The 18044-nt window shown below is 60.9% G+C and carries 18 protein-coding genes and 1 pseudogene; 7 read left to right on the top strand and 12 right to left on the bottom strand.

Annotated elements, in window-relative coordinates:
- The 5 genes from QYQ93_RS18545 to ctlX form a co-directional block, all read right to left on the bottom strand.
- On the bottom strand, nucleotides 1–714 hold the full coding sequence (locus QYQ93_RS18545) for an ABC transporter permease (RefSeq protein WP_043048764.1): 714 nt from the start codon (nucleotides 712–714) through the stop codon (nucleotides 1–3).
- Nucleotides 711–1412 carry an ABC transporter permease gene (locus tag QYQ93_RS18540; RefSeq protein WP_043048763.1) on the bottom strand — a complete coding sequence of 234 codons (702 nt, stop codon included), beginning with the start codon at nucleotides 1410–1412 and terminating at the stop codon, nucleotides 711–713. The genes QYQ93_RS18545 and QYQ93_RS18540 overlap by 4 nt, the downstream gene beginning before the upstream one ends.
- Nucleotides 1413–1583: 171 nt before the next feature.
- Nucleotides 1584–2363: an ABC transporter substrate-binding protein gene (locus QYQ93_RS18535; RefSeq protein WP_043048762.1), complete on the bottom strand. Its 780-nt coding sequence runs from the start codon at nucleotides 2361–2363 to the stop codon at nucleotides 1584–1586.
- 226 nt (nucleotides 2364–2589) lie between these two features.
- Complete coding sequence (locus tag QYQ93_RS18530) at nucleotides 2590–3636, bottom strand: ornithine cyclodeaminase (RefSeq protein WP_043048760.1); 1047 nt, start codon at nucleotides 3634–3636, stop codon at nucleotides 2590–2592.
- An 11-nt stretch (nucleotides 3637–3647) separates the two neighbouring features.
- Entirely contained in the window at nucleotides 3648–4574 is a 927-nt protein-coding gene (gene ctlX, locus QYQ93_RS18525) for a citrulline utilization hydrolase CtlX (protein ID WP_043048758.1), read from the bottom strand.
- A 284-nt stretch (nucleotides 4575–4858) separates the two neighbouring features.
- Between ctlX and QYQ93_RS18520 the strand changes: the two genes are divergently transcribed.
- Nucleotides 4859–5755 (top strand): GNAT family acetyltransferase, encoded by an 897-nt coding sequence (locus QYQ93_RS18520; RefSeq protein ID WP_338475217.1) that lies wholly within the window; start codon nucleotides 4859–4861, stop codon nucleotides 5753–5755.
- 43 nt (nucleotides 5756–5798) lie between these two features.
- On the opposite strand, the gene QYQ93_RS18515 is transcribed toward QYQ93_RS18520, so the two are convergent.
- On the bottom strand, nucleotides 5799–6077 hold the full coding sequence (locus tag QYQ93_RS18515; RefSeq protein WP_338475216.1) for a hypothetical protein: 279 nt from the start codon (nucleotides 6075–6077) through the stop codon (nucleotides 5799–5801).
- A 226-nt stretch (nucleotides 6078–6303) separates the two neighbouring features.
- Between QYQ93_RS18515 and QYQ93_RS18510 the strand changes: the two are divergent.
- Nucleotides 6304–6402: pseudogene (locus QYQ93_RS18510) on the top strand (GNAT family acetyltransferase); the annotation flags it as partial.
- 188 nt (nucleotides 6403–6590) lie between these two features.
- Here QYQ93_RS18510 and QYQ93_RS18505 read toward each other — a convergent pair.
- From QYQ93_RS18505 to QYQ93_RS18485, 5 genes are all read right to left on the bottom strand, one after another.
- Entirely contained in the window at nucleotides 6591–7610 is a 1020-nt protein-coding gene (locus tag QYQ93_RS18505; protein ID WP_043048752.1) for a branched-chain amino acid aminotransferase, read from the bottom strand.
- Nucleotides 7611–7805: 195 nt separating this feature from the next.
- On the bottom strand, nucleotides 7806–9185 hold the full coding sequence (gene lpdA, locus QYQ93_RS18500) for a dihydrolipoyl dehydrogenase (protein ID WP_043048750.1): 1380 nt from the start codon (nucleotides 9183–9185) through the stop codon (nucleotides 7806–7808).
- 4 nt (nucleotides 9186–9189) lie between these two features.
- Nucleotides 9190–10458: a dihydrolipoamide acetyltransferase family protein gene (locus QYQ93_RS18495; protein WP_338475215.1), complete on the bottom strand. Its 1269-nt coding sequence runs from the start codon at nucleotides 10456–10458 to the stop codon at nucleotides 9190–9192.
- Nucleotides 10459–11517 carry an alpha-ketoacid dehydrogenase subunit beta gene (locus QYQ93_RS18490; protein ID WP_005789444.1) on the bottom strand — a complete coding sequence of 353 codons (1059 nt, stop codon included), beginning with the start codon at nucleotides 11515–11517 and terminating at the stop codon, nucleotides 10459–10461.
- Between the two features lies 1 nt (nucleotide 11518).
- Nucleotides 11519–12754 carry a 3-methyl-2-oxobutanoate dehydrogenase (2-methylpropanoyl-transferring) subunit alpha gene (locus tag QYQ93_RS18485; protein ID WP_338475214.1) on the bottom strand — a complete coding sequence of 412 codons (1236 nt, stop codon included), beginning with the start codon at nucleotides 12752–12754 and terminating at the stop codon, nucleotides 11519–11521.
- A 195-nt stretch (nucleotides 12755–12949) separates the two neighbouring features.
- Here QYQ93_RS18485 and bkdR point away from each other — a divergent pair, with 195 nt between their 5' ends.
- On the top strand, nucleotides 12950–13438 hold the full coding sequence (bkdR, locus tag QYQ93_RS18480; RefSeq protein ID WP_003174877.1) for a Bkd operon transcriptional regulator BkdR: 489 nt from the start codon (nucleotides 12950–12952) through the stop codon (nucleotides 13436–13438).
- A 121-nt stretch (nucleotides 13439–13559) separates the two neighbouring features.
- Here bkdR and QYQ93_RS18475 read toward each other — a convergent pair whose 3' ends face one another.
- Nucleotides 13560–14423 carry an MBL fold metallo-hydrolase gene (locus QYQ93_RS18475; protein ID WP_043048745.1) on the bottom strand — a complete coding sequence of 288 codons (864 nt, stop codon included), beginning with the start codon at nucleotides 14421–14423 and terminating at the stop codon, nucleotides 13560–13562.
- Between the two features lie 94 nt (nucleotides 14424–14517).
- Here QYQ93_RS18475 and QYQ93_RS18470 point away from each other — a divergent pair, with 94 nt between their 5' ends.
- The 4 genes from QYQ93_RS18470 (at nucleotide 14518) to QYQ93_RS18455 (ending at nucleotide 17863) form a co-directional block, all read left to right on the top strand.
- Nucleotides 14518–14853, top strand: coding sequence for an ArsR/SmtB family transcription factor (locus tag QYQ93_RS18470; RefSeq protein WP_043048744.1), 336 nt, complete (start codon nucleotides 14518–14520; stop codon nucleotides 14851–14853).
- A gap of 51 nt (nucleotides 14854–14904) precedes the next feature.
- The gene (locus QYQ93_RS18465) at nucleotides 14905–16149 is read left to right on the top strand and encodes an FAD/NAD(P)-binding oxidoreductase (protein ID WP_338475213.1); all 1245 of its coding nucleotides are present in this window, start codon (nucleotides 14905–14907) and stop codon (nucleotides 16147–16149) included.
- Nucleotides 16150–16962, top strand: coding sequence for a sulfite exporter TauE/SafE family protein (locus QYQ93_RS18460; RefSeq protein ID WP_338475212.1), 813 nt, complete (start codon nucleotides 16150–16152; stop codon nucleotides 16960–16962).
- A 634-nt stretch (nucleotides 16963–17596) separates the two neighbouring features.
- Nucleotides 17597–17863 (top strand): DUF6124 family protein, encoded by a 267-nt coding sequence (locus QYQ93_RS18455; RefSeq protein ID WP_338475211.1) that lies wholly within the window; start codon nucleotides 17597–17599, stop codon nucleotides 17861–17863.
- Nucleotides 17864–18044: the final 181 nt, after the last annotated feature.

Here is an 18044-nt window from a genome sequence, read left to right as displayed (position 1 = left end):
TTAGCCTCGGGTAGGAACAAGAAAACGCATCCAGCGACGTTCGGCCAGTCGAAACAGGCCCACCAGTGCAAAGGACAGCAGCATGTAGAGCAGGGCGGCGATGCCGAAGGCCTGGAAGGTCAGGAATGTCTCGGCATTTGCGTCGCGCGCGACCTTGAGGATGTCGGCAACCGTGGCGGTGAACGCCAGCGAGGTGGCGTGCAGCATCAGGATCATTTCATTGCTGTAGGCCGGCAGCGCTCGACGCAAGGCGGCGGGTACCACCACATACAGGTTCAGCCGCCAGCCGTGCAGGCCATAGGCGCGCGCCGCCTCGATCTCGCCATGGGGAATGTTGCGGATTGCCCCTGCGAAGATTTCCACGGTGTAGGCGCAGGTGTTGAGCACAAACGCCAACAGCGTGCAGTTCAGCGCATTGCGGAAAAACTGGTTGAGCAGGGCGTTGTCCTGCACCACCTCCAGGCTGTACAGCCCGGTGTAGCAAATCAGCAATTGGATATACAGCGGCGTGCCACGGAACAGGTAGGTGTAGAGCTCCACCGGCCAGCGCAGCCAGAAATGCTCTGAGACGCGTGCCAACGCCAGGGGGATCGACAGGCCAAAGCCCAGCACCACCGAGATAATGAACAGCCACAAGGTCATGGCCACACCGGACAACCCCGCGCCATCGCTGAACAGGTAGGCCATGCCGTATTGCTGGAACAGTTCGATCATCGCGCCATCCCCTTGATGCCCAGGTTATAGCGCCGTTCCAGGCGCTTGAAGATGCGGTTGGAGAGGGTGGTAATCACCAGGTACACCAGCCCCGCGAGGATCAGGAAGTAAAGCGGCTCGCTGGTGGACTTGCCGGCGTTCTGCGCGGCCTTGACCAGGTCTGACAGGCCGATGATCGATACCAGCGCCGTGGACTTGAGCAGCACCAGCCAGTTATTGCCAAGGCCTGGCAGGGCAAAGCGCATCAGTTGCGGGAACAGCACCAGGTGAAAGCGCTGCCAGCGGCTCAGGCCATAGGCGGTAGCGGCTTCCAATTGGCCTGCCGGCACACTGAGGATCGCGCCGCGGAAGTTCTCGGTGAAATACGCGCCGTAGATAAATCCCAGGGTGATCACCCCGGCGGTAAAGGGGTCAATTTCGAAATATTCCCAGCCGAACACTTCGGTCAGGTCATTGAGCCACAGTTGCAGGCTGTAGAAGATCAGCAGGATCAGTACCAGGTCCGGCACGCTGCGGATCAGCGTGGTGTACAACGTGGCCGGTACGCGCAGCCATCTGGCGCTGGAAAGCTTGGCGCCGGCGGCGATCAGGCCCAAGGTGAGGCTTAGGGCCAGGGCCAGGAAGGCCAGCTTGAGCGTCATCCAGGCACCCTGTGCCAGCATCGGGCCGTAGCCTTGCAGGTTGAAGAGTTCGTTCATGGGCAAGATCTCTAAAAGGCACACACAATCTCTGCGGGAACCGACCTGTGTGGGAGGGGGCTTGCTCCCGATAGCCGTAGCTCAGTCAATATTTTCAGTGACTGACACACTGCTATCGGGAGCAAGCCCCCTCCCACACAAGCTTCTTCCACAGGGCAGGCGATGGCTTGGTTACTCGTTGTAGATATCTTGATCGCCGAAGTATTTCTTCTGGATCTGCGCGTAGGTGCCATCGGCCTGGACGGCGGCGATGCCCTTGTTGATCAGCTCACGCAATGCCTGGTCGTTCTTGCGCAGGCCCATGGCGATGTCCAGGGGCAGGGTCGGGTCCTTGAAGGCCGGGCCGGTCTTGAAGTCGGCGCCTTCGGGCTTGGACAGAAAGTTGAGCTGGGCTTCGAGCTTGTCGGTCAAGGTAGCGTCGAGGCGACCGTTCTGCAGGTCGGCGTAGTTCTGCTCCTGGGATTGGTACGCCTTGATCTGCGCGCCAAGCTTGGCCAGGTGCGCCCGCGCATAGGCCTCCTGCAGCGAGCCTTGCAATACGCCGACTTGCTTGCCGTTGAGCGATTCGGGCGTGTCGCCGAAGTCCGCGCCTTTGCGAGTGATCACCGAGGTCGGGCTGAGGAACAGCCGATCGGTGAAATCGATGACTTTTTCCCGGGCCGGGGTCACCGCCATGGACGACATGATCGCGTCGAACTTGCGCGCCCGCAGGGCCGGGATCATGCCGTCGAATTCATTGTGCACCCAAGTGCACTTGACTTCGAGCTTGGCGCAGATGGCGTTGCCCAGCTCGATATCGAAGCCTTGCAGGCTACCGTCGGCGGCTACGGATTCGAAGGGCGGGTATTCGGGGAACACGCCGAAGCGGATTTCTTTCCAATCCTGGGCGTGGGCGGCGGTGGCGCACAGTGGCAACAGCAAGGCAGCGAAGAGTGATCGCAGTGGAGTCATGTGGAGGTCCCTTTATTTTGTAATTGATGTCAGGGCAGTGAATAACTGGGAGCAGAGAATGCTTCATGATGGTGCGTTTTTTGTGTCGTTTACCCGGTGTGCAAAGCGCAAATTGCGCTGTTAAAACCTGCAATGCAGCGGAATCGGCTGCAGCACCCGCTGAATCGGCTTTTTGCCTCTGCAAATCTGGCCTGCCCTTGGCGCAAAGCGGCAGGCCAGAGCGGTCTCAGGCGCGCTTTTTGTGCTGTGCGACCGGCTGCTGGGCCAGGCGGGCAAATAGGTCTTTCGGGTCGGCCAGGTCGGGTACCAGTTCCAGTTCGCTGCCTATATCAAGGGCCTTGGCCACGTCCAGCACATAGCGCAATGCCGAATAGTCTTCGATGGCAAAACCCACCGAGTCGAACAGGGTGACTTGGCGCTCATTCTCGCGGCCGGGTTTCTGGCCGTTGATCACCTGCCACAGCTCGGTGACTGGCGAGTCTTCCGGCATGTGCTGGATCTCGCCTTCGATACGGCTTTGTGGTTCGTACTCGACGATCACGCGGGCGCGCTCAACGATGCGGCGGTCCAGCTCGGTTTTGCCTGGGCAGTCGCCGCCCACGGCGTTGAGGTGCATGCCGGGCTCGATCATCTCGTTCGTCAGGATGGTGGCGTAGGCCTTGTCGGCGGTGACGGTGGTGACGATATCCGCGCCTTTGACCGCTTCGGCGACGCTGCCGGCCAGGATCACCTTGATCGCCGGAAACGCCTTGAGGTTGGCGGCGAGCTTGGCGGTGGCCTTGGGGTCGATATCGAACAGGCGGATTTCAGTAATGCCGAGCATGGCGTGGAAAGCCAGGGCCTGGAACTCGCTCTGGCAGCCGTTGCCGATCAGCGCCATGCTGCGGCTGTCGGCACGGGCCAGGTAGCGGGCGACCAGGGCCGAGGTGGCGGCGGTGCGGATCGCCGTGGTCAGGGTCATTTCCGCCAGCAGCACCGGTTTGCCGGTGTCCACATCGCCCAGAGCGCCGAAAGCCATCACCGTGAGCATGCCCGCCAGGGTGTTTTTCGGGTGGCCGTTGACGTATTTGAAGGCATATAGCGAAGCGTCGGACACCGGCATCAGCTCGATCACGCCATCCGGTGAATGGTTGGCCAGGCGCGCGCACTTTTCGAAATCCTGCCAGCGCAGGTAGTCGGCGCGAATGTAGTCGGCCATCTCGGTGATGCAGGTTTGCAGGCCTTTCTGCGAAACCAGGTAGCTGAGGTCGTTGACGTCGATATAACGGGTCATGGCAAGACTCCTTATTGAAATGAGGGACGGGCCGGCAGATGCACTTCGGCCAGCATGCAGCGGGCACTGCCGCCGCCGATGCGTTCGATGTTGTCGATATTCACCACCACCGGCCGCGTGTGGCGCTCCACGTGCTGGCGCTGCGCCGGATGCAGCGCGCCCCAGGCGCTGGCGGACATCACCAGCAGTGGCTGGCCGTCACGGTCGTGGACTTCGAGCATGTTGCCGGCAAAGGCTTCCAACTGGTCGAAGTCGAGGGCGAGGATGTCTTTGCCGGTGTCGCGCAGTGAGCGCTCCAACGTCAGGCGCTCGCTTTCATCGGGCAGGGCTTGCAGGCACACCACCGCGAGGTCGCGACCGACGCTCATCATCACGTTGCTGTGATAGATCGGTGCGTGGTGGCGGTCGAGGGCATGGAATACGCAGAGCTGGTAGTCGAGGCGTTCGGCAAACTGGCGCAGCGCCGCGTAGTGGGTGCGCCCCGAATGGCAGGCGTAGCTGATGCGGTGCTGGCGGTCGAGCACCATGCTGCCGGTGCCTTCCAGGAAGATATTCTGTTGTTCCAGGTGGCTGAGGTCGATGGTGGTGTTGATCGCAAAGCGTTGCTCCAAGACTTGCAACACGCCCTTGTTGCGCTCCAATCGACGGTTCTGGCCCTCCATGGGGTAGAGCACCAGGCTACCGTCGGCGTGGCTGCTCCACCAGTTGTTGGGGAAGATCGAGTCCGGGGTGTGGGGCGCCGGGGTGTCCTGCACCACCAGCACTTCCACCCCGTGATTGCGCAGGGTGTCGACATAGCCGTCGAACTCTTCCAGCGCTTTGTGCTGTGCACTGAGCGGGTCCAGCGGCGGGCGTTGAAAACGGTTGTTGATCGCGGTGTCCGGGTTGAAGGCAAAGCGCGCCGGGCGGATCATCAGGACGGTGTTGGTGGTTTGCATGGGGGCACGGGTCCATGGGGTGATCTTGTAGCGCTATTTTGTGCGTTGTGCGGGGAGGATCCCGGCTGAAACAGTAGGGCGGCTCAGCCGGGAAAGCTGAAAAGGGGAGTGACGCAGCCGAATCAGCTGCTAACTTGAAATGCAATCAAACTGTGGGAGCTGGCTTGCCTGCGATAGCGGTGTGTCAGCCCCATTAATCTGGCTGGCCCGCCGCTATCGCAGGCAAGCCAGCTCCCACATTGGTATTGTGGTGATTGTTATTGTTGTGTCCGCCAGGAGGAGCCATGTCTACCGCTGTTCGCCTTGCCCAACCTTCAGATGCCGAGGGCATCAGCCAAGTCATCCTGGCTGCGCTGCACAGCAGCAACGCAGGTGATTACCCCGCGGATGTGATTGCGCGGGTTGCCAGCAACTTCACCCCCGACGCTGTACTGGCGTTGCTCCAGCGGCGGGTGGTGTTGGTGGCGACTCAGGATCAATTGATCGTCGCTACGGCCGCACTGGATGGCAATGTGGTGCGCTCGGTATTCGTCAACCCAGCGCTGCAAGGGCAGGGCATTGGCCGATTGTTGATGATCGAGATCGAACTGCGCGCCCGGGAGTCGGGCGTGACGATACTCAGCGTGCCGTCCTCACTGACTGCGGAGCCCTTCTATACCAAGCTGGGTTTTCATACCGTGCGCGATGTCTACCATGGCAACGAGCGCACGCTGGTGATGGAAAAGGCGCTGCTGTCACGACATCCCATCGGCCCTTATCGAGACCGTCAGCACCGTACCCAAGTGATCGAGTTATGGCAGGAGGCGTTTGGCTATGACACCGCGCATAACCTGCCGAGTCTGGCGATTGACAAGAAGCTGGCGGTCAGCGATGGGTTGTTCTTCGTCGCCACCGAGAAGAAAGCCGTGATCGGCACGATACTCGCCGGCTATGACGGTCACCGTGGCTGGCTGTACTCCGTGGCTGTGCATGCCGACTATCGTCGCCATGGTTTGGGATCGTCGCTGGTGCGCCATGCCGAGCAGGCGTTGACGGCGTTGGGCTGCATGAAGATCAACCTGCAGATCACCGGCGGCAATGACGTGGTGGTGGGGTTTTATGAGGCGCTGGGGTATGGGGTGGAGCCGAGGATCAGTATGGGTAAGAGGATCGTTGAGTGTATTCCAGGACAGAGTAGATGACCGACAGCAATCTGATCATCCGTCTAGCCTTTAAGGCTTACGCTTATTTTTTCCGCTTCGCGGTATAGCCTTTCATTGCCGCAAAAGCATTCGCCAAGTTCAGAAACAGGATCTTGTCGTCAATATCCCCTTCGACATCGCCGTCACCGTCGGCATCCCCCGGGCTTGAGGAACGGTCATAAAAACCATTTTTTTCGCTGGAACTGGCATACACCAGAAGAGGGTCGGGATCGTTGGGGGCATTCAATACTTCCATCAATATTTCTTTGCTTGCGTCACCTTCGAAGTCATCTGTCGTGAGGTGAATGATAAATTTGCCCATGAGGTGTCTCCTTGAGGTTTGGTGAGAATCCAGCCTCTGCATTTATAATCTCGATCCCCGCGCATCTCTACTGTCAAACTTGACAGGGTGGATGCATTTACAGTTGATCGTTCCCACGCTCTGCGTGGGAATGCCGCCAGGGGCGCTCCGCGTCCCGCCGGACAACTTAAATGTCGGCAGATGACGCGGAGCGTGGGAACGATCAGCATGGCGCGACGCATAACCTGCCGAGCAGGCGGTGACGGCGCTGGGCTGCATGAAGATCAACCTGCAGGTCACTGGCGGCAATGACGTAGTGGTGGGGTTCTACGACGCGTTGGGGTAGGGGGTGGAGCCGAGGATCAGTATGAGCAAGAAGATTGTCGGAAATATCCCTCAATCCTGAAAATACTGGAGATCCAATGTGGGAGGGGGCTTGCTCCCGATAGTGGAGTGTCAGTCGATGAAAATGTTGACTGACCTGCCGCCATCGGGAGCAAGCCCCCTCCCACAGGGTATTGCGGTGTCGCTGGCTTATACCTTGACGATCCAACCCGCTGGCGCTTCCACGTCACCGGTCTGCACACCGGTGAGCTCTTTGTAGAGCTTCTGGGTGATCGGGCCGACTTCGGTCTCGCTGTGGAACACGTGCAGCTTGCCGTTGTACTGGATGCCGCCGATCGGCGAGATCACCGCCGCGGTACCGCAGGCGCCGGCTTCCTTGAATTGGTCCAGCTTGTCGATGAACACTTCGCCCTCAACCACTTCCAGGCCCAGGCGGGTCTGGGCCAGTTCGATCAGCGACAGGCGGGTGATGCCTGGCAGTACCGAAGGCGACTTCGGCGTGATGAACTGGTTGTCGTGGGTGATCCCGAAGAAGTTGGCCGAGCCGACTTCTTCGATTTTCGAGTGGGTCATCGGGTCCAGGTAGATCGCGTCGGCGAAGCCGAATTTCTTCGCTTCCGAACCCGGCATCAGGCTGGCGGCGTAGTTGCCACCGACCTTGGCGGCACCGGTGCCTTGCGGCGCGGCGCGGTCGTAACCGGAGATCTGGAAGTTGTGCGGCACCAGGCCGCCCTTGAAGTAGGCACCGACCGGGATGCAGAACACCGAGAAGATGAACTCCGGTGCAGTGCGCACGCCGATGTTGTCACCGGTGCCGATCACGAACGGGCGCAGGTACAGCGCACCGCCGCTGCCGTACGGCGGGATGAAGCGCTCGTTGGCCTTGACCACTTGCTTGCAGGCGTCGATGAAGGCTTCGGTCGGTACTTGCGGCATCAGCAGGCGGCCGCAGCTGCGCTGCATGCGCGCAGCGTTCTGGTCCGGGCGGAACAGGTTGATCGAACCGTCCTTGCAACGATAGGCTTTCAGGCCCTCGAAGCACTGCTGGCCATAATGCAGGGCGGTGGAACCTTCGCTGATGTGCAGCACGTTGTCGTCGGTCAGGGTGCCTTCCTGCCATTCGCCGTTTTTCCAGACCTGGAGAAACCGCTTGTCGGTCTTGATGTAGTCAAAACCCAGCTTGTCCCAATTGATGCTTTCGTTACCCATGACACCCTCTATCTCTGGTCAAGTCGGTTTTTTTTCTGGATGGGAGCAACAATACTGCATTCGCAGGGCTGTTCGCATCCCTTGTAGGAGCGAGCTTGCTCGCGAAGAACATAAGGGCGCCGCGTTTAACCGGGTTGCACGCGTTATCCTTGACGATTTTCGCGAGCAAGCTCGCTCCTACAAGTGTTGTGTCATTTATAAATGCAACGCATGCCCCAACGCCCGCAACGCCGCTTCCTGCACCGCTTCACCCAGGGTCGGATGGGCGTGAATGGTGCCGGCCACATCCTCCAGGCGCGCGCCCATTTCCAGGCTCAGGCCAAAGGCGGTGGACAGCTCGGACACCCCGGCCCCCACGGCTTGCCAACCGACAATCAGGTGATTGTCACGTCGCGCCACCACCCGCACGAAGCCGGCTTTGGACTCCAGGGTCATGGCCCGGCCGTTGGCGGCGAACGGGAAGTTCGACACGATGCAGTCCAGGCCGGCGGCCTTGGCGTCGTCCGGGGTCTTGCCGACTACCACCAGCTCCGGGTCGGTAAAGCACACCGCCGGAATCGCCGCCGGGTTGAATTCACGGGTTTTACCGCTGATCAGTTCGGCAACCATCTCGCCCTGGGCCATGGCCCGGTGCGCCAGCATCGGTTCGCCGCTGAGGTCGCCGATGGCATACACATTGCGCATGCTGGTCTGGCAGCGGCTGTCGATCTTGATCGCCGCGCCGTTCATGTCCAGGTTCAGCGCTTCGAGATTCCAGCCCTGGGTGTTTGGCTTGCGGCCCACGGCCACCAGCACCTGGTCGGTGTCCAGCGCAAGCGCGTCGCCGTCGGGCGCGCGCACTTGCAGTTGGTTGTCGGCAAAGCCGGTGACAGTGTGCCCAAGGTAAAGCTTCACCCCGAGTTTCTTCAGGGACTCGGCCACCGGTAAGGTCAGCTCGGCATCGTAGGCGGGCAGGATATGTTCCTGGGCCTCGACCACACTCACTTCGGCACCGAGCTTGCGATAGGCAATGCCCAGTTCCAGGCCGATATAACCACCACCCACCACGATCAGGCGCTTGGGCACGCGGGTTGGTGCCAGGGCTTCGGTGGACGAGATAATTGGCCCGCCAATCGGCAGCATCGGCAGGTTGACGCTTTTCGAACCAGTGGCCAACAGCAGGTGCTCGCACTGGATACGCTGGTCGCCCACCTCGACGGTCTTGCCGTCGACCACCTTGGCCCACCCGTGGATCACCTGCACCTTGTGTTTTTTCAGCAGCGCGGCAACACCGGTGGTCAGGCGGTCGACGATACCGTCTTTCCATTCCACGCTCTTGCGGATGTCCAAAGTCGGTACATCCACTTCAATGCCCAGCTGCGAGCCCTGGCTATGGTGCACGGTTTGCTGGAACTGCTCGGCCACATGGATCAGCGCCTTGGACGGGATGCAGCCGATGTTCAGGCAGGTGCCGCCCAGTGCCTGGCCTTCCACCAGGAGGGTGGGGATACCCAGCTGACCGGCGCGAATTGCCGCCACATAACCGCCGGGGCCGCCGCCGATAATCAGCAGCGTGGTGTGCAATGTCTGAGTCATGCCTTTACTCCAGGAACAGGCTGGCGGGTTGTTCGAGCAGGCCGCGGATGGCCTGGATGAATTGCGCCGCGTCCATGCCGTCGACCACGCGGTGATCGAAGGAGCTGGAGAGGTTCATCATTTTGCGCACCACGATCTGGCCCTTGATCACCATCGGCCGTTCGACGATACGGTTGACGCCGACGATGGCCACTTCCGGCAGGTTCAATACCGGCGTGCTGACGATGCCGCCCAAGGCGCCAAGGCTGGTCAGGGTGATGGTCGAACCGGACAGCTCATCACGGCTGGCCTTGCCCGTGCGTGCAGCGTTGGCCAAACGGGCGATTTCTTCGGCAGTGCCCCACAGGCTGCGGGCTTCGGCGTGGCGTACCACTGGCACCATCAGGCCCACGTCGCTCTGGGTAGCGACGCCCACATGCACCGCGCCGAGGCGGGTGATGACCTGGGCTTCGTCGTCATAGCGGGCGTTGATCTGCGGGAACTCGCGCAGCGCCACCACCATGGCGCGCACGATGAACGGCAGCAGGGTCAGCTTGCCGCGTGTGGCACCGTGCTTCTCATTGAGATGCACGCGCAACTCGTCGAGGGCGGTGACGTCGATTTCTTCCACATAGCTGAAATGCGCGGCGCGGCGGGTGGCGTCCTGCATGCGCTGGGCGATCTTGCGACGCATGCCGATCACCGGGATCTGGTGTTCGTCATTGCGCTCGGTGTAAGGGTTAACTGCACTCGCACCGGCGGCCGGTCCCTGCTGCAGGTACGCCTCCAGGTCTTCGTGCAGGATTCGGCCCGCCGGGCCCGTGCCCTGGACCAAGCGCAGTTGAATCCCGGCATCCAGCGCGTGCTTGCGCACGGCGGGGGAGGCCAAGGGGCGTTCACTGGCTTCACGGGCCACGGGTGCTTGCGGCGCTTTCACGGCAGGCGCGGATTTGTTTTCTACCGATGCCGGTGCCGGTGCCGGTTTGGCTTCGGCCACAGGCGCGGTCTTTACCGGTTCGGCGGCCGCCGGCACATCCTTGGTATTGCCCGCGCCTTCCACTTCAATGCTGATCAAAATACTGCCCACCGCCATGACTTCACCCGGCTCGCCGCCGAGGGAAATCACCTTGCCGTGGACCGGCGAGGGAATATCCACCATCGCCTTGTCGGTCATTACATCCGCCAGCACCTGGTCTTCAACCACCAGGTCGCCGACCTTTACATGCCATTGCGACAATTCAACTTCCGCGATGCCTTCGCCGATGTCCGGCATCTTGATAACGTGCGTGCCCATTCAGACCTCCATGACCCGCTTCAACGCCGCGCCCACTCGGGACGGGCCTGGGAAATACGCCCACTCCTGCGCGTGCGGGTAGGGAGTGTCCCAACCGGTGACGCGCTCGATCGGCGCTTCCAGGTGGTGGAAGCAATGCTCTTGCACCAGCGACACCAGCTCGGCACCAAAGCCGCAGGTGCGCGTGGCTTCATGCACCACCACGCAACGACCGGTCTTTTTCACCGACTTGACGATGGTTTCCAGGTCCAGCGGCCACAGGCTGCGCAGGTCGATGACTTCGGCGTCGATGCCGGTTTCTTCGGCGGCAACTTGCGACACATACACGGTGGTGCCGTAGGTCAGCACGGTCACGGCCGAACCCGGGCGCACAATGGCGGCCACGTCCAGCGGTACGGTGTAGTAACCATCCGGTACCTGGGCTTGCGGGTGTTTTGACCACGGCGTTACCGGGCGGTCGTGGTGGCCGTCGAACGGGCCGTTGTACAGGCGCTTGGGCTCGAGAAAAATCACCGGGTCATCGTTCTCGATGGAGGCGATCAGCAGGCCCTTGGCGTCATAGGGGTTGGACGGCATCACTGTGCGCAGGCCGCAGACCTGGGTGAACACCGCTTCGATACTCTGGCTGTGGGTCTGGCCGCCGTAGATGCCGCCGCCGCAGGGCATGCGCATGGTCAGGGGCGCAGTGAACTGGCCGGCCGAACGATAGCGCAGGCGTGCCGCTTCGGAGATGATCTGGTCGGTGGCGGGGTAGACGTAGTCGGCGAACTGGATTTCAGCCACCGGGCGCAAGCCGTAAGCACCCATGCCCACCGCGACACCGACGATGCCGCTTTCCGAGATCGGTGCGTCGAATACCCGCGAGCTGCCGTACTTGGTCTGCAGACCTTCGGTGCAGCGGAACACGCCGCCGAAATAACCGACGTCCTGGCCGAACACCACCACGTTGTCGTCACGTTCAAGCATCACATCCATGGCCGAGCGCAGGGCCTGGATCATGGTCATGGTGGTGGTGGTCATGGCGGTTTCCAGTTCGATGCTGTTGTTGTGGTCGTTCATGTCACACCCCCAACTGCTGACGCTGGCGCTTCAAATGCTCCGGCATCTCTTTATAGACGTCCTCGAACATGGTCGCGGCGCTTGGGATCTGTCCGCCGGCCAGGGTGCCGTACTGCTCGGCTTGCTTCTGCGCCTTGACCACTTCGGCTTCAAGTTCGGCACTGACCGCCGCGTGTTCCTCTTCAGACCACTGGCCAATCTTGATCAGGTGCTGCTTGAGGCGGGCAATCGGGTCGCCCAACGGGAAGTGGCTCCAGTCGTCGGCGGGGCGGTATTTTGATGGATCATCGGAGGTGGAGTGCGGGCCGGCGCGGTAGGTGACCCATTCGATCAGGGTTGGCCCAAGGTTGCGGCGCGCACGCTCGGCAGCCCAGGCCGAGGCTGCGTACACCGCGATAAAGTCGTTGCCGTCCACGCGCAGGGAGGCGATGCCGCAACCGACGCCGCGTCCGGCGAAGGTGGTGGCTTCACCGCCGGCGATGGCCTGGAAGGTGGAGATAGCCCATTGGTTGTTGACCACGTTGAGTATCACCGGCGCACGGTAGACGTGGGCGAAGGTGAGGGCGGTGTGGAAGTCTGATTCAGCCGTGGCGCCGTCGCCGATCCAGGCCGAGGCGATCTTGGTGTCGCCCTTGATCGCCGAGGCCATGCCCCAGCCCACGCCCTGGACGAACTGGGTGGCAAGGTTGCCTGAAATAGTGAAGAAACCGGCGTCCTTGACCGAATACATGATCGGCAACTGGCGGCCCTTGAGCGGGTCACGCTCGTTGGACAGCAGTTGGCAGATCAGGTCCACCAGCGGCACATCGCGGGCCATCAGGATGCTTTGCTGGCGATAGGTGGGGAAGCACATGTCGTCGATGTTCAAGGCCAGGGCCTGGGCGCTGCCGATGGCTTCCTCGCCAAGGCTTTGCATATAGAACGACATCTTTTTCTGACGTTGGGCGACCACCATGCGGTTGTCGAAGATGCGCGTCTTGAGCATGGCGCGCATACCGCTGCGCATGATCTCGACAGGCACGCCTTCGGCCCACGGGCCCAGTGCCTGGCCCTGGTCGTCGAGCACGCGGATCAGGCCCTTGGCCAGGTCGGCGGTGTCGGCCGGTTCTACGTCGATGGCGGGTTTGCGTACCAGGCCTGCGTCGGTCAGGCGCAGGTAGGTGAAGTCGGTCTTGCAGCCTGGGCGGCCCGAGGGTTCGGGAACGTGCAGGCGCAGCGGTGCATACGGCTGGGTCATGGCTTTCTACGCTCTATCTTGTGAATTTCTTGTAGTGGGCGCGCTAGCTGACAGTCAGTCTTCGGGTAGAAGAAATCCTGTCCTACAACAATCATAGGCGTGGCGTAGAAGAATATTTATCTGTGTTTCATTGCGCTCAGAGCCATTTGAGGATAAAAAAACTGCATAAACATAATAAGCAGGTGATTTTGTCTCATGCGCAAACTGGACCGTACCGATATCGGCATTCTCAACGCCCTACAGGAGAATGCCCGGATCACCAACGCCGACCTGGCCCGCTCGGTCAACCTGTCGCCGACGCCGTGCTTCAACCGGGTCAAGGCCATGGAAGAGCTGGGCCTGATTCGTGAGCAGGTCACGCTGCTGGATGCCGACCTGTTGGGGCTGCACGTCAATGTGTTCATCCACGTGAGCCTGGAAAAGCAGAACGAGCTGGCATTGCAGCAATTCGAAGGGGCGATCTCCGACCGGCCGGAAGTGATGGAGTGCTACCTGATGGCGGGCGATCCGGATTATCTGATCCGCGTGCTGGTGCCGACGATCCAGTCGCTGGAGCGTTTCATGATGGACTTTTTGACCAAGGTGCCGGGGGTGGCGAACATTCGCTCCAGCTTTGCGTTAAAGCAAGTGCGCTACAAAACCGCACTGCCATTGCCGGCCAATGGCATCAGCCTCGGTTCCTGATTCAACACAGGACCAAATGTGGGAGGGGGCTTGCTCCCGATAGCGGTGCGTCAGTCAACGTATGTGTAGCTGATCCACTGCTATCGGGAGCAAGCCCCCTCCCACATTTTTTACTGTATTTTCACAGTTGGTTGAGAGGGATCTTCAGGTAGGTCACGCCGTTTTCTTCCGCTGGCGGCATGTTCCCCGCCCGCACATTCACCTGGATCGCCGGCAGCAACAGCGTCGGCATGCCCAGCCCGGCATCACGGGTGGTGCGCATCTCTACAAACGTCGCTTCATCCACCCCATCATGCACATGGATATTCCCCGCCCGTTGTTCCGCCACGGTGGTCAGGCACTTGGCCTCACGCCCTTCAGGCGGATAGTCATGGCACACATACAGCTTGGTATCCGAGGGGAACGCCAGCAGCTTGCGCATCGACGCGTACAACTGCCGCGCATCGCCGCCGGGAAAATCGCAGCGGGCGGTGCCGACGTCGGGCATGAACAGCGTGTCGCCCACCAGGATCAAGCGGCCGTCGATCAAGTAGGCCATGTCGGCCGGGGTGTGTCCCGGCACATGCAGGGCCTGGGCTTTCAAACCGCCGATATGAAAGATTTCATCCGGCGCAAACAGGTGATCGAACTGCGAACCGTCGACGCGAAATTCCGGCTCCAGGTTGAACAGGTGCTTGAATACGCCTTGTACCTTGCTGATCGACTCGCCGATCGCGATCTTGCCGCCCAACGTGCGACGAAGGTAGGGCGCGGCGGACAGGTGGTCGGCATGGGCGTGGGTTTCGAGCAACCACTGCACCTGCAAGCCGTGCTCGCGCACAAAGGCAATGACCTTGTCAGCCTGGGCGGTGTCGGTACGCCCGGACGCCGGGTCGTAATTGAGCACCGAGTCGACAATGGCGCAGGGGCCGCCATCCGCTTCATAGACGATATAGGTGTAGGTCGACGATGCGTCATCCAGAAAGGCTTGAATCAACGCTGGCATGGCGGCTGTCCCCGATGAAGAAAAAAGTGGTTACAATCAGTTTATGTTTAAACATAATGTCTTGAGCTTAAGTGACATAAAGGACCCGAAGCAAATGGAATCTACCTTGAGTGAGGGCGAAGTCGCCCAGTTGCGTGCGTCGGCGTCCAAGGCCTGTTGCCTGCTCAAGGCCCTGGCCAATGAAGACCGGCTGTTGATCCTGTGCCAGTTGACCCAGGGCGAGCGTAACGTCGGCGAGCTGGAAGCCCTGACCGGCGTGCGCCAGCCCACCCTGTCCCAACAGTTGGGCATCCTGCGCGATGAAGGGCTGGTCGCAACCCGTCGTGAAGGCAAATACATTTTCTACGGTCTGGCCAGCCACGAAGTGATTCAAGTAATGAAGACCCTGTCCGGCCTGTATTGCGGCGCGGTCATAAAAAGCTGGGCGTGACGCCATCCGGCAGCGACCCTTGTGTGCATTGACTCAAAAAGGCAGTAGACAATGACCGAACAACACTGGGGACCCACCATCAGTGGCGATATCGTCGTCATCGGCGCCGGCTCGGCAGGCATCGGCCTGTTGGCCAGCCTGCTCAAGCGCGACCCGCACCTGAACATCACCCTGATCGAACCCAACGACTACCACTGTTACCAGCCGGCCTGGACCCTGGTGGGCGGTGGCGCCTACGACCTGGCAAAGACCCGCCGCCCTCTGGCCGACGTATTGCCCAACGGCGTCAGTTGGGTGCAGGCCGCCGTCAGCGAACTGCTGCCCGACGAGCAAACGCTGGTGCTCGACAGCGGCCAGCGCGTGACCTGGAACAACCTGATCGTCTGCCCCGGCCTGCGCCTGGCCTGGGAGAAAATCGAGGGCCTTCAAGACACCCTCGGCCGCCACGGCGTGACCTCCAACTACAGCTATGAGCATGCCGCCTACACCTGGCAACTGGTGCAGCAACTCAAGGGCGGCAAGGCACTGTTCACCCAGCCGGCCATGCCGATCAAATGCGCCGGCGCGCCGCAGAAAGCCATGTATCTGTCGTGCGACCACTGGCTCAAGCAGGGCAATCTCAACAATATCGACGTCGAGTTCAATCTGGCCGGCGCCGCGCTGTTTGGCGTAGCGACCTTTGTGCCGCCATTGATGGAATACGTCGAGAAATACAAGGCGCGCCTGGCGTTCAATTCCAACCTGGTGAAAGTCGACGGCCCGGCGCGCACAGCCTGGTTTGAAGTGAAGGACGCCGAAGGCAAGGTGAACGTCGAAGAGAAAACCTTTGATATGTTGCACGTCGTACCGCCGCAGGTGGCCCCGGACTTTATCCGCCAGAGCCCGCTGGCCGACGCCGCCGGCTGGTGCGAGGTGAACCCCCACAGCCTGCAGCACCTGCGCTACCCGCATATCTTCGGCCTGGGGGATGTGTGCGGCACCAGCAACGCCAAGACCGCCGCCGCCGTGCGCAAGCAGATCGTGGTGGTGGCCGAGAACCTGCTGGCCCTGCGCAAACAGGCGCCGCTGCCGCTCAAGTATGACGGCTATGGCTCCTGCCCGCTGACGGTGGAGAAGGGCAAGGTGGTACTCGCCGAGTTCGGCTACGGCGGCAAGCTGCTGCCGACCTTTCCCCTCGACCCGACCCGGGCGCGTCGCTCGATGTGGTTCCTCAAGGCCACGTTGCTGCCGTGGTTCTACTGGAACGGCATGCTCAAGGGCCGCGAGTGGCTGACCCGCCTGAGCAAGGTGGACTGAATGCTGCTGGCAAGTATCCTGGGGGTATTGATGGGCCTGGTCATGGGCCTGACCGGCGCCGGCGGCGGCATCCTAGGGGTGCCGGCACTGGTGCTGGGGCTGGGCTTGAGTATGACCCAGGCGGCCCCGGTGTCACTGCTCGCAGTGGGCGCGGCGGCGGCAGTGGGCGCGATTGATGGCTTGCGCCATGGGCTGGTGCGTTATCGCGCGGCGCTGTTGATCGCATTGCTGGGTGCGCTGTTTTCGCCGTTGGGCGTGTTCGTCGCCCACCAATTGTCGGAGCAACTGCTGATGGGCCTGTTCAGCGCCTTGATGGTGCTGGTGGCTTGGCGCATGTTGCGGCGCGAGAAAGTCGAAGCCGGGCCAAGCGACCATGGCTCGGCCTCGTGGGGCCAGAAGAACTGCATGCTCAACCAGCAGACCGGGCGCCTGGCCTGGACGGCCAAATGCACGGCCACCCTGGCTGCATTGGGCGCGGTGACCGGCGCAGTCTCGGGGTTGCTTGGCGTCGGCGGCGGCTTCCTGATCGTGCCGGCGTTCAAGCAACTGACCGACGTGCAGATGCGTGGGATCGTCGCGACCTCGTTGATGGTGGTCAGCCTGCTCTCGCTGATCGGCGTGGTGGGGGCGTTTCATGCCGGGGTTAGCATCGAGCCGGTAGGCTGGGTGTTTATCGGCGCAAGCGTCGTCGGCATGCTGGCCGGACGACGCTTGTGTTCGGTGATTCCCGCGCGGGCCTTGCAAGTGGGGTTTGCTAGCCTGTGTGTAGTGGTGGCTGTCGGGATGTTACTCAGCGCAGCTCTCCGACCCTAACTCGAACTCTAGTTCATATGTGTGAGCTGGCTTGCCTGCGATAGCCATAGGTATCTACACAACTGCTTGCTCTTGCGCTGTTGCTGTTGCTGTTGCTCTGGCTTTTGATCTTGATCTCAGGGACAGGCCCATGGTTACTTTTGTGCTTTTACAAAAGTGGCACGCCGTAAGGGCGTAACCTTAAGTGGCCGTTACCGCAGCAACGGATGTGTACTCGGTCTGATTCAACATCCTGGTCGGCTGTCAGGCCGCCATCGGGAGCAAGCTCCCTCGCCACAGGTTCAGGGCCACGCCAAAGTTATTGCTGCGATAGCATCATCTCGGCATTTCCGATGCTATGAGATGAGTGCATTGCCGCCCGTTGCACCCATGCCGTTCACCGTCTATGATTTGCCCCGTCACTGCAAAATCAGTGATCGGGTTTGGTCACCCGTCCAATGTCAGGCGCACAAGCGCCAAACGTAGTATTTCAGGCGTTTTTTTGTGCCTGCGATAGTGCTTTATGGTGGGCTGTGCGCGGGGCACTTTCGAGTGCGCCGGGTGCCTGACATCCCGGTTGACCAACCTGCGTACGGCCTACCACCTTTCGTTTGGTCACGAGGGTGGTGGCTCCATTAATGTCAGGAGCTTCATAGTGAAAAAACCTACACCCAATCCCCCAGAGCAGGCTGATGGACATCCGCTTTTTTGCGTGCGTCCCGATCTGAGTACAGAAGATGCGCTGAGCAATGCCAGTGAAATTCTTGAGAGTGCTGTCATAACGGCTCATGAGGCTGGCGAACATATGTCTGGCGTCCATCGCGAGCAATTGATGACACTGGTGCAGTCAGTTGAAATGGCGCAGATGTTGGTAGACGCTGCACTGGCTCGTGAGTTTCCCGTGGCCGGATCGCCAGTTTAAGACGTTTGTTCTTAATACAAAGCAGTAGTGATGTGGGAGTGGGCTCCTGGCGATTGCGTTGAAACACTTGAATATTTGTCGAATGAGCCACTGCTATCGGGGGCAGGTCCCCTCCCACAGTTTTGACCGTGCACGCTTGAGACATGGCGAGCTGAACGTATCTCAGGTTACTGTTCTCTAA

Source organism: Pseudomonas khavaziana, assembly GCF_036704165.1.
Taxonomy (GTDB): Bacteria; Pseudomonadota; Gammaproteobacteria; order Pseudomonadales; family Pseudomonadaceae; genus Aquipseudomonas; species Aquipseudomonas khavaziana.
The sequence above is the reverse complement of the archived record's forward strand: the minus strand, read 5'-3'. Positions and strand labels throughout refer to the sequence as shown.